General features: G+C 72.6%; 13 protein-coding genes. 12 read left to right on the forward strand and 1 reads right to left on the reverse strand.

Annotation, left to right across the window (positions count from 1 at the left end; all coding sequences use genetic code 11):
* Nucleotides 1-96: 96 nt before the first annotated feature.
* Together DVA86_RS11205 and DVA86_RS11210 are read left to right on the forward strand one after the other, a co-directional pair.
* Nucleotides 97-1560: an NAD-dependent malic enzyme gene (locus DVA86_RS11205; protein ID WP_208877810.1), complete on the forward strand. Its 1464-nt coding sequence runs from the start codon at nt 97-99 to the stop codon at nt 1558-1560.
* 355 nt (nt 1561-1915) lie between these two features.
* Nucleotides 1916-2197 carry an HU family DNA-binding protein gene (locus DVA86_RS11210; protein WP_028436141.1) on the forward strand — a complete coding sequence of 94 codons (282 nt, stop codon included), beginning with the start codon at nt 1916-1918 and terminating at the stop codon, nt 2195-2197.
* Between the two features lie 172 nt (nt 2198-2369).
* Here DVA86_RS11210 and murA read toward each other — a convergent pair whose 3' ends face one another.
* On the reverse strand, nt 2370-3695 hold the full coding sequence (gene murA / locus DVA86_RS11215) for a UDP-N-acetylglucosamine 1-carboxyvinyltransferase (protein ID WP_208877812.1): 1326 nt from the start codon (nt 3693-3695) through the stop codon (nt 2370-2372).
* 341 nt (nt 3696-4036) lie between these two features.
* Here murA and DVA86_RS11220 point away from each other — a divergent pair, with 341 nt between their 5' ends.
* The 10 genes from DVA86_RS11220 to DVA86_RS11265 all read left to right on the forward strand — a co-directional run bounded on the left by DVA86_RS11220 (nt 4037) and on the right by DVA86_RS11265 (nt 17746).
* Entirely contained in the window at nt 4037-4657 is a 621-nt protein-coding gene (locus DVA86_RS11220) for a YqgE/AlgH family protein (protein ID WP_208877814.1), read from the forward strand.
* 23 nt (nt 4658-4680) lie between these two features.
* Nucleotides 4681-4977, forward strand: coding sequence for a DUF3039 domain-containing protein (locus DVA86_RS11225; protein WP_208877816.1), 297 nt, complete (start codon nt 4681-4683; stop codon nt 4975-4977).
* 430 nt (nt 4978-5407) lie between these two features.
* Nucleotides 5408-6706, forward strand: a complete 1299-nt coding sequence (locus tag DVA86_RS11230) for an extracellular solute-binding protein (RefSeq protein WP_208877817.1) — start codon at nt 5408-5410, stop codon at nt 6704-6706.
* On the forward strand, nt 6703-7674 hold the full coding sequence (locus DVA86_RS11235; protein WP_208877818.1) for a carbohydrate ABC transporter permease: 972 nt from the start codon (nt 6703-6705) through the stop codon (nt 7672-7674). Before DVA86_RS11230 ends, DVA86_RS11235 begins: the two co-directional genes overlap by 4 nt.
* Entirely contained in the window at nt 7671-8531 is an 861-nt protein-coding gene (locus DVA86_RS11240; RefSeq protein ID WP_208877819.1) for a carbohydrate ABC transporter permease, read from the forward strand. The genes DVA86_RS11235 and DVA86_RS11240 overlap by 4 nt, the downstream gene beginning before the upstream one ends.
* 89 nt (nt 8532-8620) lie before the next feature.
* Nucleotides 8621-10375, forward strand: a complete 1755-nt coding sequence (locus DVA86_RS11245; RefSeq protein ID WP_208877820.1) for a beta-N-acetylhexosaminidase — start codon at nt 8621-8623, stop codon at nt 10373-10375.
* Nucleotides 10376-10582: 207 nt separating this feature from the next.
* Entirely contained in the window at nt 10583-11617 is a 1035-nt protein-coding gene (locus tag DVA86_RS11250) for an FAD binding domain-containing protein (protein ID WP_208877821.1), read from the forward strand.
* Nucleotides 11614-14241 carry a 2Fe-2S iron-sulfur cluster-binding protein gene (locus tag DVA86_RS11255; RefSeq protein WP_245996492.1) on the forward strand — a complete coding sequence of 876 codons (2628 nt, stop codon included), beginning with the start codon at nt 11614-11616 and terminating at the stop codon, nt 14239-14241. The genes DVA86_RS11250 and DVA86_RS11255 overlap by 4 nt, the downstream gene beginning before the upstream one ends.
* Nucleotides 14242-14383: 142 nt before the next feature.
* Nucleotides 14384-16729 (forward strand): xanthine dehydrogenase family protein molybdopterin-binding subunit, encoded by a 2346-nt coding sequence (locus DVA86_RS11260; protein WP_208877822.1) that lies wholly within the window; start codon nt 14384-14386, stop codon nt 16727-16729.
* Between the two features lie 540 nt (nt 16730-17269).
* On the forward strand, nt 17270-17746 hold the full coding sequence (locus DVA86_RS11265) for a hypothetical protein (RefSeq protein ID WP_208877823.1): 477 nt from the start codon (nt 17270-17272) through the stop codon (nt 17744-17746).

Here is a 17746-nt window from a genome sequence, read left to right on the forward strand (position 1 = left end):
AGCATGGTTACCGCGTACCTAGGGGTAGGTGCGACTATCTGGAGGCGTGCCGCGCGGGCGGCACTCCGCGACGAGGGAAAGCGAAGGAAGACGGCCATGGCAACGGCGCCCAGCGTCTCGTACTCGATGACGGTCCGACTGGAGGTTCCCGCCGGCGGGACCGCGGTCAGTCAGCTCACCACGGCCGTGGAGTCCTCCGGTGGCTCGGTCACCGGCCTCGACGTCACCGCCTCCGGCCACGAACGCCTGCGTATCGACGTCACGATCGCGGCGACCTCCACCTCGCACGCGGACGAGATCGTCGACAAGCTGCGCGACATCGAGGGCGTCACGCTCGGCAAGGTCTCCGACCGTACGTTCCTGATGCACCTCGGCGGCAAGATCGAGATGTCCTCGAAACACCCCATTCGCAACCGTGATGACCTGTCCATGGTCTACACGCCGGGCGTGGCCCGCGTCTGCACGCAGATCGCCGCCCACCCCGAGGACGCGCGCCGGCTGACCATCAAGCGCAACAGCGTCGCCGTCGTCACCGACGGCTCCGCCGTCCTCGGCCTCGGCAACATCGGGCCCAAGGCGGCGCTGCCGGTGATGGAGGGCAAGGCGGCCCTCTTCAAGCGGTTCGCCGGGATCGACGCGTGGCCGCTGTGCCTGGACACCCAGGACAGCGACATGATCGTGGAAATCGTCAAGGCCATCGCGCCGGGCTTCGCCGGCATCAACCTGGAGGACATCTCCGCGCCCCGCTGCTTCGAGATCGAGGCGCGGCTGCGGGAGGCGCTCGACATCCCCGTGTTCCACGACGACCAGCACGGCACCGCGATCGTCGTGCTCTCCGCGCTCTACAACGCGCTGCGCGTGGTGGAGAAGCGGATCGGGGACGTACGGGTCGTCATGTCCGGCGCGGGCGCGGCCGGTACGGCCATCCTCAAGCTGCTTCTGGCGGCCGGCGTGAAGCACGCGGTGGTCGCCGACATCCACGGCGTCGTGCACGCGGGCCGCGACGACCTGCAGAACGCGGAGACCGACTCGGCGCTCCGCTGGATCGCCGACAACACCAACCCCGAGGGCGTCACCGGCACCCTCAAACAGGCCGTCGCCGGCGCGGACGTGTTCATCGGCGTCTCCGCGCCGAACGTGCTGAACGAGTCCGACGTGGCCGCGATGGCGGACGGCGCGATCGTGTTCGCGCTCGCCAATCCGGACCCGGAGGTCGATCCGGCGGAGGCACGCCGTACGGCCGCCGTGGTCGCCACCGGACGCTCCGACTTCCCGAACCAGATCAACAACGTGCTGGTCTTCCCGGGCGTCTTCCGCGGCCTGCTGGACGCGCAGTCCCGTACGGTCAACGACGAGATGATGCTGGCGGCGGCCCGCGCCCTCGCCGACGTGGTCCTCGAGGACGAGCTCAACGCCAACTACGTCATCCCGAGCGTCTTCAACGAGAAGGTCTCGGGAGCGGTCGCCGGAGCCGTACGGGACGCGGCCCGCGCCGCCGGAGCGTCCGCCGCGGACGTCACGACCGCCACAAGCGCCACAAGCGCGGCGATGGCCGACTGAGCGGCGGTTGGCGACTGAGGCGTCCGAGGGCGGCCTGAGGGCCCTGAAGCCCTCCCGGCACCCGGCTCGCCCGGCGCGTCGCGGAAGGCGGCACCCGGACGGCCCCATAGGCTGGCGGGAGCCGCACCGGACAGAGCCTATGGAACGTCACAGCGAGCCACTGGCACTTTTCGAGTGACTCCGCGGGGGGCCGGAATGCGTGCCGGATTGGATTTCCCGCCGCAGGTGGGGGCAGGATGCGTCCCTGGGCGCGAGGGTCTGAACGGACCCGGGTCCGGGGACTGTCCGAGGGCCCTGGCAGCATCGGCTTCGAACTCACGCCTCATCGGCAAGAAGAACACGGGAGTAACGAACTATGAACCGCAGTGAGCTGGTGGCCGCTCTGTCCGAGCGCGCCGAGGTGACCCGTAAGGACGCCGACGCCGTTCTGGCCGCCCTCGCCGAGACCATCGGCGAGGTCGTCTCCAAGGGGGACGAGAAGGTCACGATCCCCGGCTTCCTCACCTTCGAGCGCACCCACCGTGCCGCTCGGACCGCGCGCAACCCGCAGACGGGCGACCCGATCGAGATTCCGGCCGGGTACAGCGTCAAGGTTTCGGCGGGCTCCAAGCTCAAGGAAGCAGCCAAGGGCAAGTGATCCGGGTCCGCTGACCCCCAGCGGGCGGCGGCGCGGACAGCCGGAGGGGCGGCCACCATCGCGGTGGCCGCCCCTCTCGGCGTTCCACGGGCCCGCCGGCGGCGTACGCGGCGTACGGCCCGTACGCGGCGTACGGGCCGTACGCGGGCGTCGCGCGGCGTGTGCCGGGCGCCTACGGACGTTCGATCTTCGCGCCCAGCTCGACGAGCTTCTCCATGAAGTTCTCGTAGCCGCGGTTGATCAGGTCGATGCCGTGCACCCGCGAGGTGCCCTGCGCGGCGAGCGCCGCGATCAGATACGAGAAGCCGCCCCGCAGGTCCGGGATGATCAGGTCGGAGCCCTGGAGCTTGGTGGGCCCGGACACGACCGCGGAGTGCAGGAAGTTGCGCTGCCCGAAACGGCACGGCATGCCGCCCAGGCACTCGCGGTAGACCTGGATGTGCGCGCCCATCTGGTTGAGCGCGGAGGTGAAGCCCAGCCGCGACTCGTAGACCGTCTCGTGCACGATGGACAGCCCGGACGCCTGCGTGAGCGCGACCACCAGCGGCTGCTGCCAGTCGGTCTGGAAGCCGGGGTGTACGTCCGTCTCCAGCGCGATGGCGTTCAGCGGGCCGCCGGGGTGCCAGAAGCGGATGCCCTCGTCGCCGATCTCGAAGGCGCCGCCGACCTTGCGGTAGGTGTTGAGGAACGTCATCATCTCGCGCTGCCGCGCCCCGTGCACGTACACGCTGCCCTCGGTGGCCAGCGCCGCGCTCGCCCACGAGGCGGCCTCCAGCCGGTCCGGCAGGGCGCGGTGCGTGTAGCCGCCGAGCTGGTCCACGCCGGTGACGCGGATTGTGCGGTCGGTGTCCATGGAGATGATCGCGCCCATCTTCTGCAGTACGCAGATGAGGTCCTCGATCTCCGGCTCCACGGCGGCGTTGGAGAGTTCCGTCACACCCTCCGCCAGTACGGCCGTGAGCAGCACCTGCTCGGTGGAGCCGACCGACGGGTACGGCAGCTGGATCTTGCAGCCGCGGAGCCGCTGCGGCGCCTCCAGATACTGGCCGTCGGCCCGCTTCTCGATCGTCGCCCCGAACTTCCGCAGCACGTCGAAGTGGAAGTCGACGGGCCGGCCGCCGATGTCGCAGCCGCCCAGACCCGGGATGAACGCGTGCCCGAGCCGGTGCAGCAGCGGGCCGCAGAAGAGGATGGGGATGCGCGAGGAGCCCGCGTGCGCGTCGATGTCGGCGACGTTCGCGCTCTCCACGTGCGAGGGGTCGAGCACCAGCTCACCGGGCTCGTCCCCGCTGCGTACGGTCACCCCGTGCAGCTGGAGCAGACCGCGTACGACCCGGACATCACGGATGTCCGGCACATTGCGCAGACGGCTCGGTTCGCTGCCGAGCAGCGCGGTGACCATGGCCTTGGGCACGAGGTTCTTCGCGCCACGAACCCGGATCTCGCCCGAGAGCGGCGTACCGCCGTGGACTAGCAGGACATCATCGGTGCCGGTCATGGATCTCCGCGTTTCCTGGAGACGGGCTGGGACAGAGAGCAAGCGTAATGGCCGCCGGGGCGGATTCTGTACGGGTGTGGCGCCCCCTCGCGCGCCCGGGCGCCCGTCGGCGCGCTCCGCGGGCGCCCCCGCGGCACCGCGCCGTCACCCCGCCGGCAGCCCGCGGACGATCCGCTCACGGTCCGCTGACACGTTCCGTCCGCACCTTGTGCCGTACGGTCACGGTCCGGGCCGCGTCGGCGGCCGCGGGAACGCGTACGGCGGGCCGCCGGCCGGATCCGGGTGTCCACGGATCGGTCGTTGACTCCCCGCGAAGGCCACGTGTGCGGGATCATTGCCGCATGACCGAGGTGTCCTCGCTCACCGGGCGGCTGCTGGTCGCCACACCGGTGCTGTCCGACCCGAACTTCGACCGCGCGGTCGTGCTGCTCCTCGACCACGACGAGGAGGGCTCGCTGGGAGTCGTCCTCAACCGCCCGACGCCCGTGGGCGTCGGCGACATCCTGGAGCCGTGGGCCGCGCTAGCGGGCGAGCCCGGCGTCGTCTTCCAGGGCGGCCCCGTCTCGCTGGACGCGGCGCTCGGGGTGGCGGTGGTGCCGTCCGGCTCCGAACACGCGGGCTCCGGCACGGACCCGGACCCGGACCCGGACGCCGGCTCCGACGGCGACGGCCCGATGGGCTGGCGCCGGGTGCACGGCGCGATCGGCCTCGTCGACCTGGAGGCGCCACCCGAACTCCTCGCCGCCGAGCTGGGCTCACTGCGGATCTTCGCCGGTTACGCGGGCTGGGGCGCGGGCCAGCTCGAGGACGAACTGTCCGAGGGCGCCTGGTACGTGGTGGAGTCCGAGCCGGGCGACGTCTCCTCGCCCGATCCGGAGCAGCTGTGGCGGAATGTCCTGCGGCGCCAGCGCAGCGAGCTCGCGATGGTGGCCACGTACCCGGACGACCCTTCGCTCAACTAGCAGGGGGCTTAAGCTTGGGTCACATGAGCACACACGAGCCCGAGCGCGGGGCGGGCACCGGCACGCTCGTCGAACCGACCCCGCAGACATCGCACGGCGACGGCGACCACGAGCGCTTCGCCCACTATGTCCAGAAGGACAAGATCATGGCGAGCGCGCTCGACGGCACCCCCGTCGTCGCGCTCTGCGGCAAGGTCTGGGTGCCGGGGCGTGACCCCAAGAAGTACCCGGTCTGCCCCATGTGCAAGGAGATCTTCGAAACCATGGGTCCCGGTGGTGACAAGGGCGGCAAGGACGGCAAGGGCGACGGCAAGAAGTGAGCCGTTCGTCTGCCGTGTGCTGTACGCCCGCCCGCTGACCGCGTAGGTCTCACAGCGCGCTCCGCCCGCCTCCCCGGAGGCGGGCCGGAGCGCGCTGTCCGTTTGTGCCCGGCCCCCACCTTCGCACCCGCCCGAGGTTGTACCTCAGTCACATCAAGCCCGTCGGGCTTGATGTGGCGAGCGCCGTCCTCAAGGGCGGGACGGCTTGATGTGGTGCGGTGTCACCCCACAGTGCAGCCACGTCGTGGCTGAGGGCCGTCCTCAAATGCCGGACGGGCTGGAAGCCGTTGCACAGAGCGCTGCCGCGCATTACGGATTGGTCGATACCTCTTGTGGGCCGGTGCCGCCGCCCATAACCTCCTGCGAAGTTGTGCAGCACGAAACATGCGTTGCGGATGTTGCAATACAAACCCGCCTGGGGGTACCGCTCATGAGAGTTTCTGCCCGCATAGCCGCCCCGGTGGTGGCGCTCGCCCTCGCCGGGCTGACGGCGACCGCCTGCGCGCCCTCCACCGACGACGGCGGAGCCGAGAAGGACGAGAAGAGCGGCACCCTCCGGGTGTGGCTCTTCAAGGAGGTCAACAACAAGCCGAAGCAGGACGTCGTCAACGACGTCGTGGCCAAGTTCCAGAAGAGCCACGAGGACGTGAAGGTGGATGTGCAGTACATCCCCGTCGACAGCCGCGCGGAGAAGATCAAGGGCGCGCTCAACGATCCCGACTCCGCCCCCGACGTCATCGAGTTCGGCAACACCGACACCGCCGGATACGTCGCGGACGGCGGACTCGCCGACGTCACCGAGGAGTTCGGCGCCTGGGACGAGGGCAAGGACACCGACCCGACCGCCAAGGAGTCGGTGACGGTGGACGGGAAGATCTACGGCGCGCCCCTCTTCGTCGGTGTACGCGCCCTCTACTACCGCACCGACGTGTTCAAGGACCTGGGCCTCAAGCCGCCGAAGACCCTCGCCGAAGTCGCCTCCACCGCGCGGAAGATCCGGCAGGAGCGCCCCGAGCTGTACGGCCTGATGGTCGGCGGCGCGTACACGTACGGCGCCATGCCGTTCATCTGGGCACACGGCGGCGAGCTCGCCACCGAGAAGGGCGGCGACTTCACCGCCGCCATCAACAGCGACAAGGCGCAGAAGGGCATCAAGGCCTACACCGACCTGTTCGGGAAGGACAACTGCCCGCCCAGCAACTGCGCGCAGATGACCGGCAACGACAACGTCGAGGCGTTCGCGAGCGGAAAGGCGGGCATGGCGCTCGGCGGTGACTTCAACCGGCAGGCCATGGACGACGGTTCGGTCAAGGGCAAGTACGCGGTCGTGCCGCTGCCGGGCCTCAAGGAGGGCGACATCGCGCCCGGCTTCGCGGGCGGCAACAACGTCGGCGTCATGAAGAGCACCTCGCACCGCACCCTCGCCGTCGACCTGATGCAGCAGCTGGCGGGCAAGGAGACGCAGCAGCGGCTGTTCGAGGAGATGGGCTTCCTGCCGACGTTCGGCGACACCCGTAAGAAGGCCGCCGCGGAGGAGCCGTTCGTCGAGCCGTTCGTGCGGACGCTGGAGTCCGGCGCGAAGTTCGTGCCCGCCAGCCCCGCCTGGGCGGAGATCGACGCCGGGATGGTGCTGCCGACGATGTTCCAGCAGATCGCCAGTGGCAAGAAGGACGTGGCCGGTGCCTCCGACGCGGCGGCGCAGCAGATGGACGAGGCCTTCGCCAAGTGAGCACGACGGCAGGCGTACGCGACGGCGTCCGCGTACGGAAGTCACGCGGCGCCGCGGCGCGCCCCCCGCGCCGCGGTGCGCGCGCACCGCGGCGCGGGGGCGGCTGGACGCCCTGGCTCTATCTCGCCCCCGCCCTGGTGGTGCTGGCCGCGCTGCTGGCGTACCCGATCTACCAGCTGGGCCTGATCTCCGTACTGGAGTACACCCAGGCGCAGGTCAGCGGCGGCGAGGCGGCCACGTTCCAGGGGCTGGCGAACTACACCGAGCTGTTCGGCGACCGGAAGTTCTGGGACGTCCTGCTGGCGACCGTGGTGTTCGCGGCCGCGTGCGTCGCGGGCACGATGGCCGTCGGCTGCTCGCTGGCCGTACTCCTCACGCGGATACGGCTGGTGCCGCGGCTGACGCTGATGCTGGCCGCGCTCGGCGCCTGGGCCACGCCCGCGATCACCGGGTCCACGGTGTGGGTGTTCCTCTTCGACCCGGACTTCGGTCCGGTCAACAAGCTGCTGGGGCTGGGCGACTTCTCGTGGACGTACGGGCGGTACAGCGCCTTCGCGCTCGTCTTCTTCGAGGTGGTGTGGTGCTCGTTCCCGTTCGTCATGGTGACGATGTACGCCGGGATACGGGCGATCCCGGGCGAGGTGCTGGAGGCCGCCGCGCTGGACGGCGCGTCGGCGCTGCGCATCTGGCGCAGCGTCATGGCGCCGATGCTGCGGCCGATCCTGGTCGTGGTGACGATCCAGTCGATCATCTGGGACTTCAAGGTCTTCACGCAGATCTATGTGATGACGGACGGCGGCGGCATCGCCGGCCAGAACCTCGTGCTGAACGTCTACGCGTACCAGGAGGCGTTCGCCTCCTCGCAGTACAGCCTCGGCTCGGCGATCGGCGTCGTGATGCTGCTGATCCTGCTGGGCGTGACGCTGGTCTATCTGCGGCTGCTGCGCCGGAGGGGTGAGGAACTGTGAGCGAGGCCGTACGCGCGCCCCGCAGGTGGCGCATACGCAGGCCGTGGCGGCTCGCGGCGGAGTCGGCGGCGGTGCTGATCGCGGTGGTCGTCGCGTTCCCGCTGTACTGGATGGTGCTGTCCGCGTTCAAGCCGGCCGGCGAGGTGCAGTCGGACGAGCCGCGGCCGTGGACGCTGGAGCCGTCGCTGGACTCGTTCCGCCGGGTCTTCGAACAGCAGGACTTCGGGCGGTACTTCCTCAACAGCCTGCTCGTGGCGAGCGCGGTCGTCGTGGCGTCGGCGCTCATCGCGTTCCTGGCGGCGACGGCGGTGACGCGGTTCCGGTTCAAGTTCCGTACGACGCTGCTGATCATGTTCCTGGCGGCGCAGATGGTGCCCATCGAGGCGCTGACGATCCCGATGTTCTTTCTCATGCGGGACTTCAACGCGCTCAACACCCTCTACTCGCTGATCCTGCCGCACATCGCCTTCTCACTGCCGTTCGCCATCTGGATGCTGCGCGGCTTCGTGAAGGCGGTGCCGGAGGCGCTGGAGGAACAGGCGTTCATCGACGGCGCGAGCCGCACCCGCTTCCTGTGGCAGATCCTCTTCCCGCTGGTCTTCCCGGGCCTGGTGGCGACGAGCGTGTTCTCGTTCATCTCCACCTGGAACGACTTCCTCTTCGCCAAGTCCTTCATCATCAGCGCCACCGAGAACTCCACCCTGCCGATGGCGCTGCTGGTCTTCTTCGACACCGAAACCCCCGACTGGGGCGGCGTGATGGCGGCCTCGACGGTGATGACAATCCCGGTGCTGATCTTCTTCGTCGCCGTCCAGCGGCATCTCGTCTCGGGCATCGGGGGAGCGATGAAGGACTGAGGGGCGGCGCCCTGCGCGCCCTCCGTACGACGCCCTCCGCACCTTCCGTATGACGACAGCCGTACGACGACACGAGCAGGAGTCCTGACATGCGGCACGACCTGATTCCGGCGCCCCGTTCCGTCACCACGGGCGGTGACGGCGAGTTCGTGTTCGGGCCCGGCACGCGGCTGGACGCCGGCCCCGGCACCGAGGACGTCGCGCGCTGGCTGCGCGGCGCGCTGGGCGCGCCCACCGGGCTGCCGCTGCCGCCATACGGAGCGGCCGGTGCGGCCGGAGCGGCCGGCGACGCCCCCGTACGGCTCCGCGTCGAGCCGGCCGTCACCGCCGCACTCGGCCCGGAGGGCTACCGCCTGGAGGCCGCACCGGACGGCCTCCTCATCGAAGGCGGCGGCGCCGCGGGCGTGTTCTGGGGCGCGCAGACGCTGCGGCAGCTGCTCGGCCCGGACGCGTACCGGCAGGCACGTACGGACCCGGCGCGCGTGTGGCGCGTGCCGGCGCAGCGGATCGAGGACGCGCCGCGGTTCCGCTGGCGCGGCTTCATGCTGGACGTGGCGCGGCACTTCCTGCCGAAGGACGCCGTGCTGCGCTGCGTCGACCAGCTCGCCGCGCACAAGCTCAACGTGCTGCACCTCCACCTCACCGACGACCAGGGCTGGCGCATCGAGATCGAGCGCTACCCGAGGCTCACCGAGGTCGGCGGCTGGCGCGCCCGTACGAAGAAGGGCCACCGCCACTCCGACCTCTGGGACGAGCGCCCGCACGGCGGTTACTACACGCGGGACGACATCCGGGAGATCGTCGCGTACGCCGCCGAGCGGCACATCACCGTCGTACCGGAGATCGACATCCCGGGGCACTCGCAGGCCGCCATCGCCGCGTATCCGGAGCTGGGCAACGCCGACGTCGTCGACACCTCCGCGCTCGGCGTCTGGGACGACTGGGGCGTCAACCCCAACGTCCTCGCGCCGACGGACCGGACACTCCGCTTCTATACGGGCGTACTGGAGGAGGTGCTGGAGCTGTTCCCGTCCACGTTCGTGCACATCGGCGGCGACGAGTGCCCCAAGACGCAGTGGCGGCAGTCCGCCGCCGCGCAGGAGCGGATGCGGCAGGAGGGGCTGGCGGACGAGGACGCGCTGCAGTCGTGGTTCATCCGGCGCTTCGACCGCTGGCTCGCGGCACGGGGGCGGCGCCTCATCGGCTGGGACGAGATCCTGGAGGGCGGCGCGCTCGGACCGGCGGCCCCGGCGGAGGCGGGTACGGACGGGGAAGCGCGTACGGACGCGGGTGCCCGTACGGACGCGGGTGCGGCCGACACCGCCCTGTCCGCCGGCGCCGCCGTCTCCTCGTGGCGCGGCTACGCCGGCGGAATCGCCGCCGCGACGGCGGGACATGACGTCGTGATGTGCCCCGAGCAGCAGGTCTACCTCGACCACCGGCAGGACGGCGGCCCCGACGAGCCGGTGCCCATCGGCTACGTCCGCACGCTCAGCGACGTCTACCACTTCGAGCCCGTACCGCCGCAGCTCGCCGGCACCCCGGCGGCCGGCCGCGTCATCGGCACACAGGCCAACATGTGGACCGAGGTGGCCGACACCCGGCAGCGCGTCGACTACCAAGTCTTCCCGCGGCTCGTCGCGTTCGCCGAGGTCGCCTGGTCCCCGCTGCCCGTACCGGAGGAACGCGACTTCGCGGGCTTCCAGGGCCGGATGCGGCGCGCGCACCTCGCCCGACTCGACGCGCTGGGCATCGACTACCGTCCGGGCGGCGGGCCGCGCCCCTGGCAGCGCCGCCCCGGTGTGCTCGGACGCCCGATCGAGGGGCAACCCCCGATCGTGTGAGCCGCCACCGTCGGGAGAGCGATTGCCGGCCGTGGCTGGGAGCCTGGGGTGCCCCGGACGGGAAACCGGTACAAGACTGCTCAAGAACGGCAATTGACGCCCAACGGTGACACCGCGCGATAACGGGTTCCGCCCGCTGTTCCACGGACGAACCGTCCCTTCACGGACCCTCGCGTCAACAGCCGGTCGAGATGTGCCAGAGTTGCCATGTCCGGGTTGCGAGCACGTACCGTACGGCGTGCAGCCGGGACAACCGGGGAAGGGGCAGCTGGATTGAGCACGCACGCACCGCATGCGCCACAGGCGGCGCAGTCCACTGCGCAGCCTGTCACGCCACCGGTCACACCGGCGGACAGACACCCGGCGGCGCAGCCGGTGACGCTGCCGGGGACACTCGACGAGGCCGTGGCGGCGCTGGCCGCCATGCCCGCCGCGGTGCCGGTCGCGGGCGGCACCGACCTGATGGCGAGTGTGAACTCCGGGCAGCTGCGCCCCGCCGCGCTCGTGGGCCTCGGACGCATCGGTGAGATCCGCGGCTGGGAGTACCTCGACGGGCACGCGCTGCTCGGCGCCGGCCTCACCCTCGCCCGTATGGGCCGCCCCGACTTCGCCGCGCTCATCCCCGCGCTCGCGGCGAGCGCGCGCGCCGCCGGACCCGCGCAGATCCGGAACGCGGGCACGCTCGGCGGCAACATCGTCAGCGCCGCCCCGACCGGCGACACCCTGCCCGTACTGGCCGCGCTCGAGGCCACCTTGATCATCGCCGGCCCCGGCGGCGCGCGGCGCGAGGTGCCCGCCAGCCACCTGCTCGCCGGGATGGAGCTGCTGCACGCCGGTGAAGTGGTCGGATACGTACGGGTGCCGCTGCTGCACGCCCCGCAGACCTTCCTGAAGGCGACCGGGCGAACGGGCCCGGGGCGCGCCCTCGCGTCGGCCGCCGTCGTACTGGACCCGGCCCGGCGCAACGTACGGTGCGCGATCGGCGCTGTGGCGCCCATGCCGCTGCGGCCGCTCGAAGCGGAACAGTGGGTGGCGTCCCTCATCGACTGGGACGGGCAGCGCGGGCTGGCGCCGGAGGCGCTGGCCGCGTTCGGCGACTACGTCGCGATGGCCTGCATCCCGGACCCGCCGCCGGCGGAGGAGGGCGGCGAACAGCCCCCGCCGCTGCCCCCCGCGGCTCTGCACCTGCGGCGTACGGTGGCGGCACTGGCCCGCCGGGGACTCGGGAGGGCACTCGCATGAGCAACGAGCCGCAGCCGCACGGCTCCCACGACCCCGACGGTGTGTACGGCGACCCCGACGGTGTCTACGCGGGGCACGAGCCGCCGCCGCACCCGGGCGGCGAGCAGTACGCGGGCGAACAGCACCCCGAGCAGTACACCGCGCAGTACGGCGGCCAGTACGCGGGCGAGCAGCCCTCCGAGCAGTACGCGCAGTACGGCGAGCAGCCGCCCGCGGGCGGGCAGCCGCAGTACGGCGCCGAGCAGGGGTACGCGGCCGGGCAGCCGCACGCGCAGCAGCAGCCGCACCCGCAGCAACTCCCCGCGGCCGCACCCCAGGGCTGGGGCGGCGGCTACGACGTGGAGGCCACCGGGTTCGTACAGATGCCCGCCGGAGGCTGGCCGCCCGTACGGCGGCAGGGCCCGGCCGAGCCCGCCGGACAGGCGGGGGAGCAGGGGCCGTACGACACGGGTGCGTTCCACGGCGAGAGCCCGCTGGCCGCGCCCGGCACCGGACAGGGCGGCTACACACCGCCGCCCATGGAACCCGGCCCGGGCACGCCGATGACACCCGCCGCGACCACCGACCCGTCGGCGACGGGGCAGTGGACGATGCCGTTCGCCGCGCAGGAGGACGCGGGGCAGGGCGCGGCGGATGCCGCGGGCGCGGGCGTGGGCGCGGCGCAGGACGAGGGCGGCGCGCCGGGATCGGCCGGCGCCATGGGCCAGGGCGCCGCGGCGGCGCTCGCGGGCTCGCACGAAGCACGTACGCAGCGGCGGCCGCTCGGCACGGGAGGCGCGGCCTCGGGTGGTGCCTCGGCAGGTGACACCGCGAACGGCCCGCAGGACGGCGCCGGAACGGGCCCGGGGACGGGTCCCGGCGCGGGACCCGGCACCGGACGTGCCGCCGTACCGGGCGGTCCTGGCGCGCAGAGCGCCGCCGCGTGGTCGCCTGCGGGACCGGACGGCGCGGCCGCCCAGGACGCGCATCTCGCCGACGGACTGGCCCGCCGCCAGGTGCCGTTCGCCGGCGCGGGTCCCACGGGAGCCGTGCCCGGTACGGGAGCCGGTCCGGGCGTGCCCGGTTCCGGTACGGCGCCGGGTGACGTGCGCTGGCCGGACCCGGGCACCGGGGCGGGCGGCGTACCCGGCGGCGCGCCGGGCGAACTGCCCGCCGAGGCCCACGGTCCGGACGCCGGAACGGCCGCCCGTCCCGGCGAACTGCCGGGCGAGCAGCCCGGCCGGGCACCCGTACAGGACCAGACGCCGCCCGACGGCGTACCCTCCGGCGACCCCGGCCACCGGCTGGGGCTGCGGCTGGCCGGACAGTCCACCCCGGCGCACGGCACACCCGTACAGGACGCACCCGCGCACGGCACACCCGTACAGGGCACTCCCGCGCAGGGCGCCCCGCAGCCCGGTGCGGGCGGCGGGCCGCTGCCGGAAGCGAACCCGTCCGGCTATGCCGACCCCGTGGACGGCGGCTGGGGCGAGGCCCCCGGCTCCGCCCCCCGCTGGGACAGCGGCTACGGCGACCACACCCGCGCGGACGATTCGGGCGAATACCACATCCCTGTCCCGCCCTTGGGTACGACGGATGCCGGTACGGAGGGCGCGGCCCCCGATGCCGTACGCGACGGGCACGACGCCGCCGACGCCCACGCGGAGAGCGGCCCGGACGCACAGGACGCGGCCGGCGTACGGGAGTCAGGGCCGGAGGCGGGCCCGGAGCCCGCGCCGGAGCCGTCCGGACCGGCCGACTCCCCGGACGTACCGGGCACTTCGGACGCCTCCGGCGCCTCGGGCGACCCGGAGGGTCACGACGGCCACGACGGCCGAGAAGTCACAGACCCGGCAGACCCGGCAGACCCGGCAGAAGCAGCCGGGGCGCAGGACGAGGCGGACGCCGACGCCCCGGACCCCGCCGCCCAGGAGCCGGTCCCCACCGTCAGCCAGCACCCGCACACCTCCTACGTCCTGCACGTCAACGGCGCCGACCGCCCCGTCACCGGCGCCTGGATCGGCGAGTCCCTCCTCTACGTCCTGCGGGAGCGGCTCGGCCTCGCCGGCGCCAAGGACGGCTGCTCGCAGGGCGAGTGCGGCGCCTGCTCCGTACAGGTCGACGGCCGCCTCGTGGCCTCCTGCCTGGTGCCTGCGGCGACCGCGGCGGGCAGCGAGGTCCGTACGGTCGAAGGGCTGGCCGCCAACGGCATGCCCTCCGACGTACAGCGCGCGCTCACCGAGTGCGGAGCGGTGCAGTGCGGCTTCTGCGTACCCGGGCTCGCGATGGCCGTCCACGACCTGCTCGAGGGGAACCACTCGCCGACCGACCTGGAGACGCGGCAGGCGATCAGCGGCAACCTGTGCCGCTGCTCCGGCTACCGCGGCGTGCTCGACGCGGTCCACACCGTCGCGGAGGAGCGCGCGGCACGGGCGGCGGCGGAGGAGGAGCCCGAGCGGCCCTCGCCCAACGGCCGCCCCGCGGACGCCGGTTCGGACGCGGGCGCTGGCGGCGGCGCTCAGGGCGGCGGCCCGGCCGGCGCGGACGCCGACGCCGCGCGCATCCCGCACCAGGCGCCCCCCGGCGGTGGCGGCGTACACCCCGGCGCGCACCCGCATCCGCACCACCCCGGAGGCGGCGCGTGAACCGCCCGTACGCCCCCACCGTCTCCGGCCCGGGAACTCGCGGCCCCGGGCCGTACGTACACCACTACGGGCACACGGACTCCGGGCATCCCGGCAGCACCCCGGGGCCCCTCCCCGGCAGACGACGCGGAAAGGCAGCGCCATGACCGGTACGGCCGACGGCCCCGGCGCCGTCACAGCAACCCCGGCCCACGGCACCCCGCTCGGCTCGGGCGCCGGGCCCGCCGCGCCGTCCGACGCGCACGGCCTCGGCGCGTCGCTCACGCCCGTCGACGCGGCGGCCAAGGCCGAGGGCGCCTTCGCGTACGCGGCGGACCTGTGGGCGGAGGGCCTGCTGTGGGCGGCGATCCTGCGTTCGCCGCACCCGCACGCCCGTATCGTCTCGATCGACACGGCGCAGGCGGCGGCGATGCCGGGCGTACGCGCCGTCGTCACGCACGAGGACGTGCCCGGTGACGCCGCGCACGGCCGGCGGGTCGCGGACCGGCCCGCGTTCGCCCGCGAACTCGTGCGGTATCACGGCGAGCCCATCGCCGCCGTGGCCGCCGACCACCCCGACACGGCGCGGCTCGCGGCGGCGGCGATCGCCGTCGAGTACGAGCCGCTGGAGCCGCTGACCGACCCCGAGGAGTCGTTCACGGCGGAGCCGCTGCACCCCGACGGCAACCTGATCCGGCACATCCCGCTCCGGTACGGCGACCCGGAGGTCACCGGCGAGGTCGTCGTCGAGGGCCTGTACCGCATCGGCCGCCAGGACCCCGCGCCCATCGGCGCCGAGGCGGCCCTGGCCGTGCCGTGCCCGGACGGCGGCGTCGAGATCTACACCGCCTCCACCGACCCCCACACCGACCGCGACCTCGCCGCCGCCTGCTTCGGACTCCCCCCGGAACAGGTCAAGTTGGTCGTCACCGGCGTCCCCGGCGCGCTCGGCGACCGCGAGGACACCGGCATGCAGGTGCCGCTCGGGCTGCTCGCGATGCGCACCGGCTGCCCCGTGAAGATCGCGGCGACCCGCGAGGAGTCGTTCCTCGCGCACGCCCACCGGCACCCCACCCTCCTGCGGTACCGGCACCACGCCGACCGCTCCGGCAAGCTCCTCAAGGTCGAGGCGCAGATCCTGCTCGACGCGGGCGCATACGCCGACACTTCCTCCGACGCGCTCGCCGCCGCGGTCTCCTTCGCCGCCGGCCCGTACGTCGTGCCGCACGCGGTCATCGACGGCTGGGCCGTCCGTACCAACAACCCGCCCTCCGGCCACGTACGCGGCGAAGGCGCGATGCAGGTGTGCACCGCGTACGAGGGCCAGATGGACAAGCTCGCCGCCGAGCTCGGCCTCGACCCCGCCGACATCCGCATGCGCAACGTCCTGGCCACCGGCGACCTGCTGCCCACCGGCCAGACCGTGACCTGCCCGGCGCCCGTCGCCGAGCTCCTCCACGCCGTACGCGAAGCCCCCCTCCCGCCGCTGCCCAAGGACAGCCCCGAAACCGACTGGCTGCTCCCCGGCGGCCCCGAGGGCGCGGGCGAACCCGGCGCGGTCCGGCGCGGCGTCGGCTACGCCCTCGGCATGGTCCACATGCTCGGCACGGAGGGCGCCGACGAGGTGTCCACCGCCACCGTCAAGGTCAACGGGCCCGTCGCCACGGTCCTCTGCGCCGCCGTCGAGACCGGCCAGGGCTTCTCGACCCTCGCCCGCCAGATCGTCCAGGAGACGCTGGGTATCGAGGAGGTCCACGTCGCCTCCGTCGACACCGACCAGCCCCCCGCGGGCGCGGGCGCCCGCGGCCGGCACACCTGGGTGTCGGGCGGCGCGGTCGAACGCGCGGCGAAGATGGTCCGTACGCAGCTGCTGCAGCCGCTGGCGGCGAAGTTCGGCATGTCCACGGAGCTGCTGACGATCGCGGACGGCAAGATCACGTCGTACGACGGTGTGCTCTCCACGACCGTCGCCGAGACCCTGGAGGGCAAGGAACTCTGGGCCACCGCCCAGTGCCGCCCCCACCCCACCGAACCGCTGGACGAGACCGGCCAGGGCGACGCGTTCGTCGGGCTGGCCTTCGCCGCCGTACGCGCGGTGGTGGACGTCGACATCGAACTCGGCTCGATCCGCGTGGTGGAGATGTCCATCGCCCAGGACGTCGGCCGCGTACTCAACCCGCGCCAGCTCCGCACCCGTATCGAAGCGGGCGTCACCCAGGGCGTCGGCGCGGCGCTCAGCGAACACCTCCGCGTCGCCAAGGGCGTCGTCCGCCGCCCGGACCTCACGGGGTACGCGCTGCCCACGTCGCTGGACGCGCCGGACATCCGCATCGTCAAGCTCATCGAGGAACGCGACGTCGTCGCGCCCTTCGGCGCGAAGGCGGCGTCGGCGGTCCCGGTGGTCGTCTCCCCGGCAGCGGTGGCCTGCGCGGTCCGCTCGGCCACGGGCCGCCCGGTGGTCCGCCTCCCCATCCGCCCCCAGGCGGCGGTGGGGACACCGCAGCAGTAACGCCTCGCGCCGGGCGTTCCGTGGCGCTGCGGTTCCGCGGCTCCGTGGCCGTAGCCGACTCGGGCGCTGCGCACAGGCGTTGCCGTGGGCCGCGCCCGACGGTCGCGTGCCGCCTTGACTGTCACTCGTCCGAGGCCACGGTCTAGGTATGCGTACTCATGCGACGCGTGACACTCCCGTCACAGAATGCTCTGGGCGCGGGGACGTCACGATGGCGCCCACCGGTGTGACTTCCTCGCGCTGTCACTAGGATGATGTCCGGTGCTACGAGGAGTAGTTGACACCATGTGCGGACGAGGCGGACCGGCTTGGCGGCGTACGACGGCGGGACTCAACACGGGCTCCCGGCCCCGGGGTTGGTACCGCGCGTGCCGGCACCGAACGGTGGCCGCCCCGGAACGGGACTCCACACGCCGCCCGTCCCCGAGAGACGGTTCCCCCGACTCGCCCCACGGCACCGACGGTTGATCGCGCGACGGAATTCGTCGCGCACTGACCCGCACCATCCGAACGCGACCTGACCGAACCGGGGGGAACAGCATGTCGTTTGACGACGAGTGGGCCAACCACCAGTCCAACGCCACACACATGCAGCTCAATCAGATGCCGGCCGACCGTGGGTCCGGTGGCGACACCGACGGGCTGTCGCACGTGGAGTCCGAGAAGCGCAAGGCCGCCACGTACATCCAGGAGACACTGGGCCCTGCCGTGAAGAAGGCCGGCGCCAAGGCGGACACGGACTCGGAATCCGTGACGGGGAGCAGCAGCGCTTCGAGCGCGATCAGCCCCGGCGCACTGGACGGCTGGGAGACAAAGGCCGGACTGAAGCACTGCCTCACCGAGTGGGACCGTCAGCTGAAGAACCTCACGAACCGGCTGAGCAGCGAGATGTCCGCCCTTGGAACGACGAACAACCTGTTCCGGAGCAACGAGACCTTCACCGCCGGCCAGTTCGCCCTCGGCAAGGACAACGGTCTCCACCCGCGCAGCAACATCTCGGACTTCACGGGGAACTGA

The sequence above is a fragment of the Streptomyces armeniacus genome (genome assembly GCF_003355155.1).
Lineage (GTDB): Bacteria > Actinomycetota > Actinomycetes > Streptomycetales > Streptomycetaceae > Streptomyces > Streptomyces armeniacus.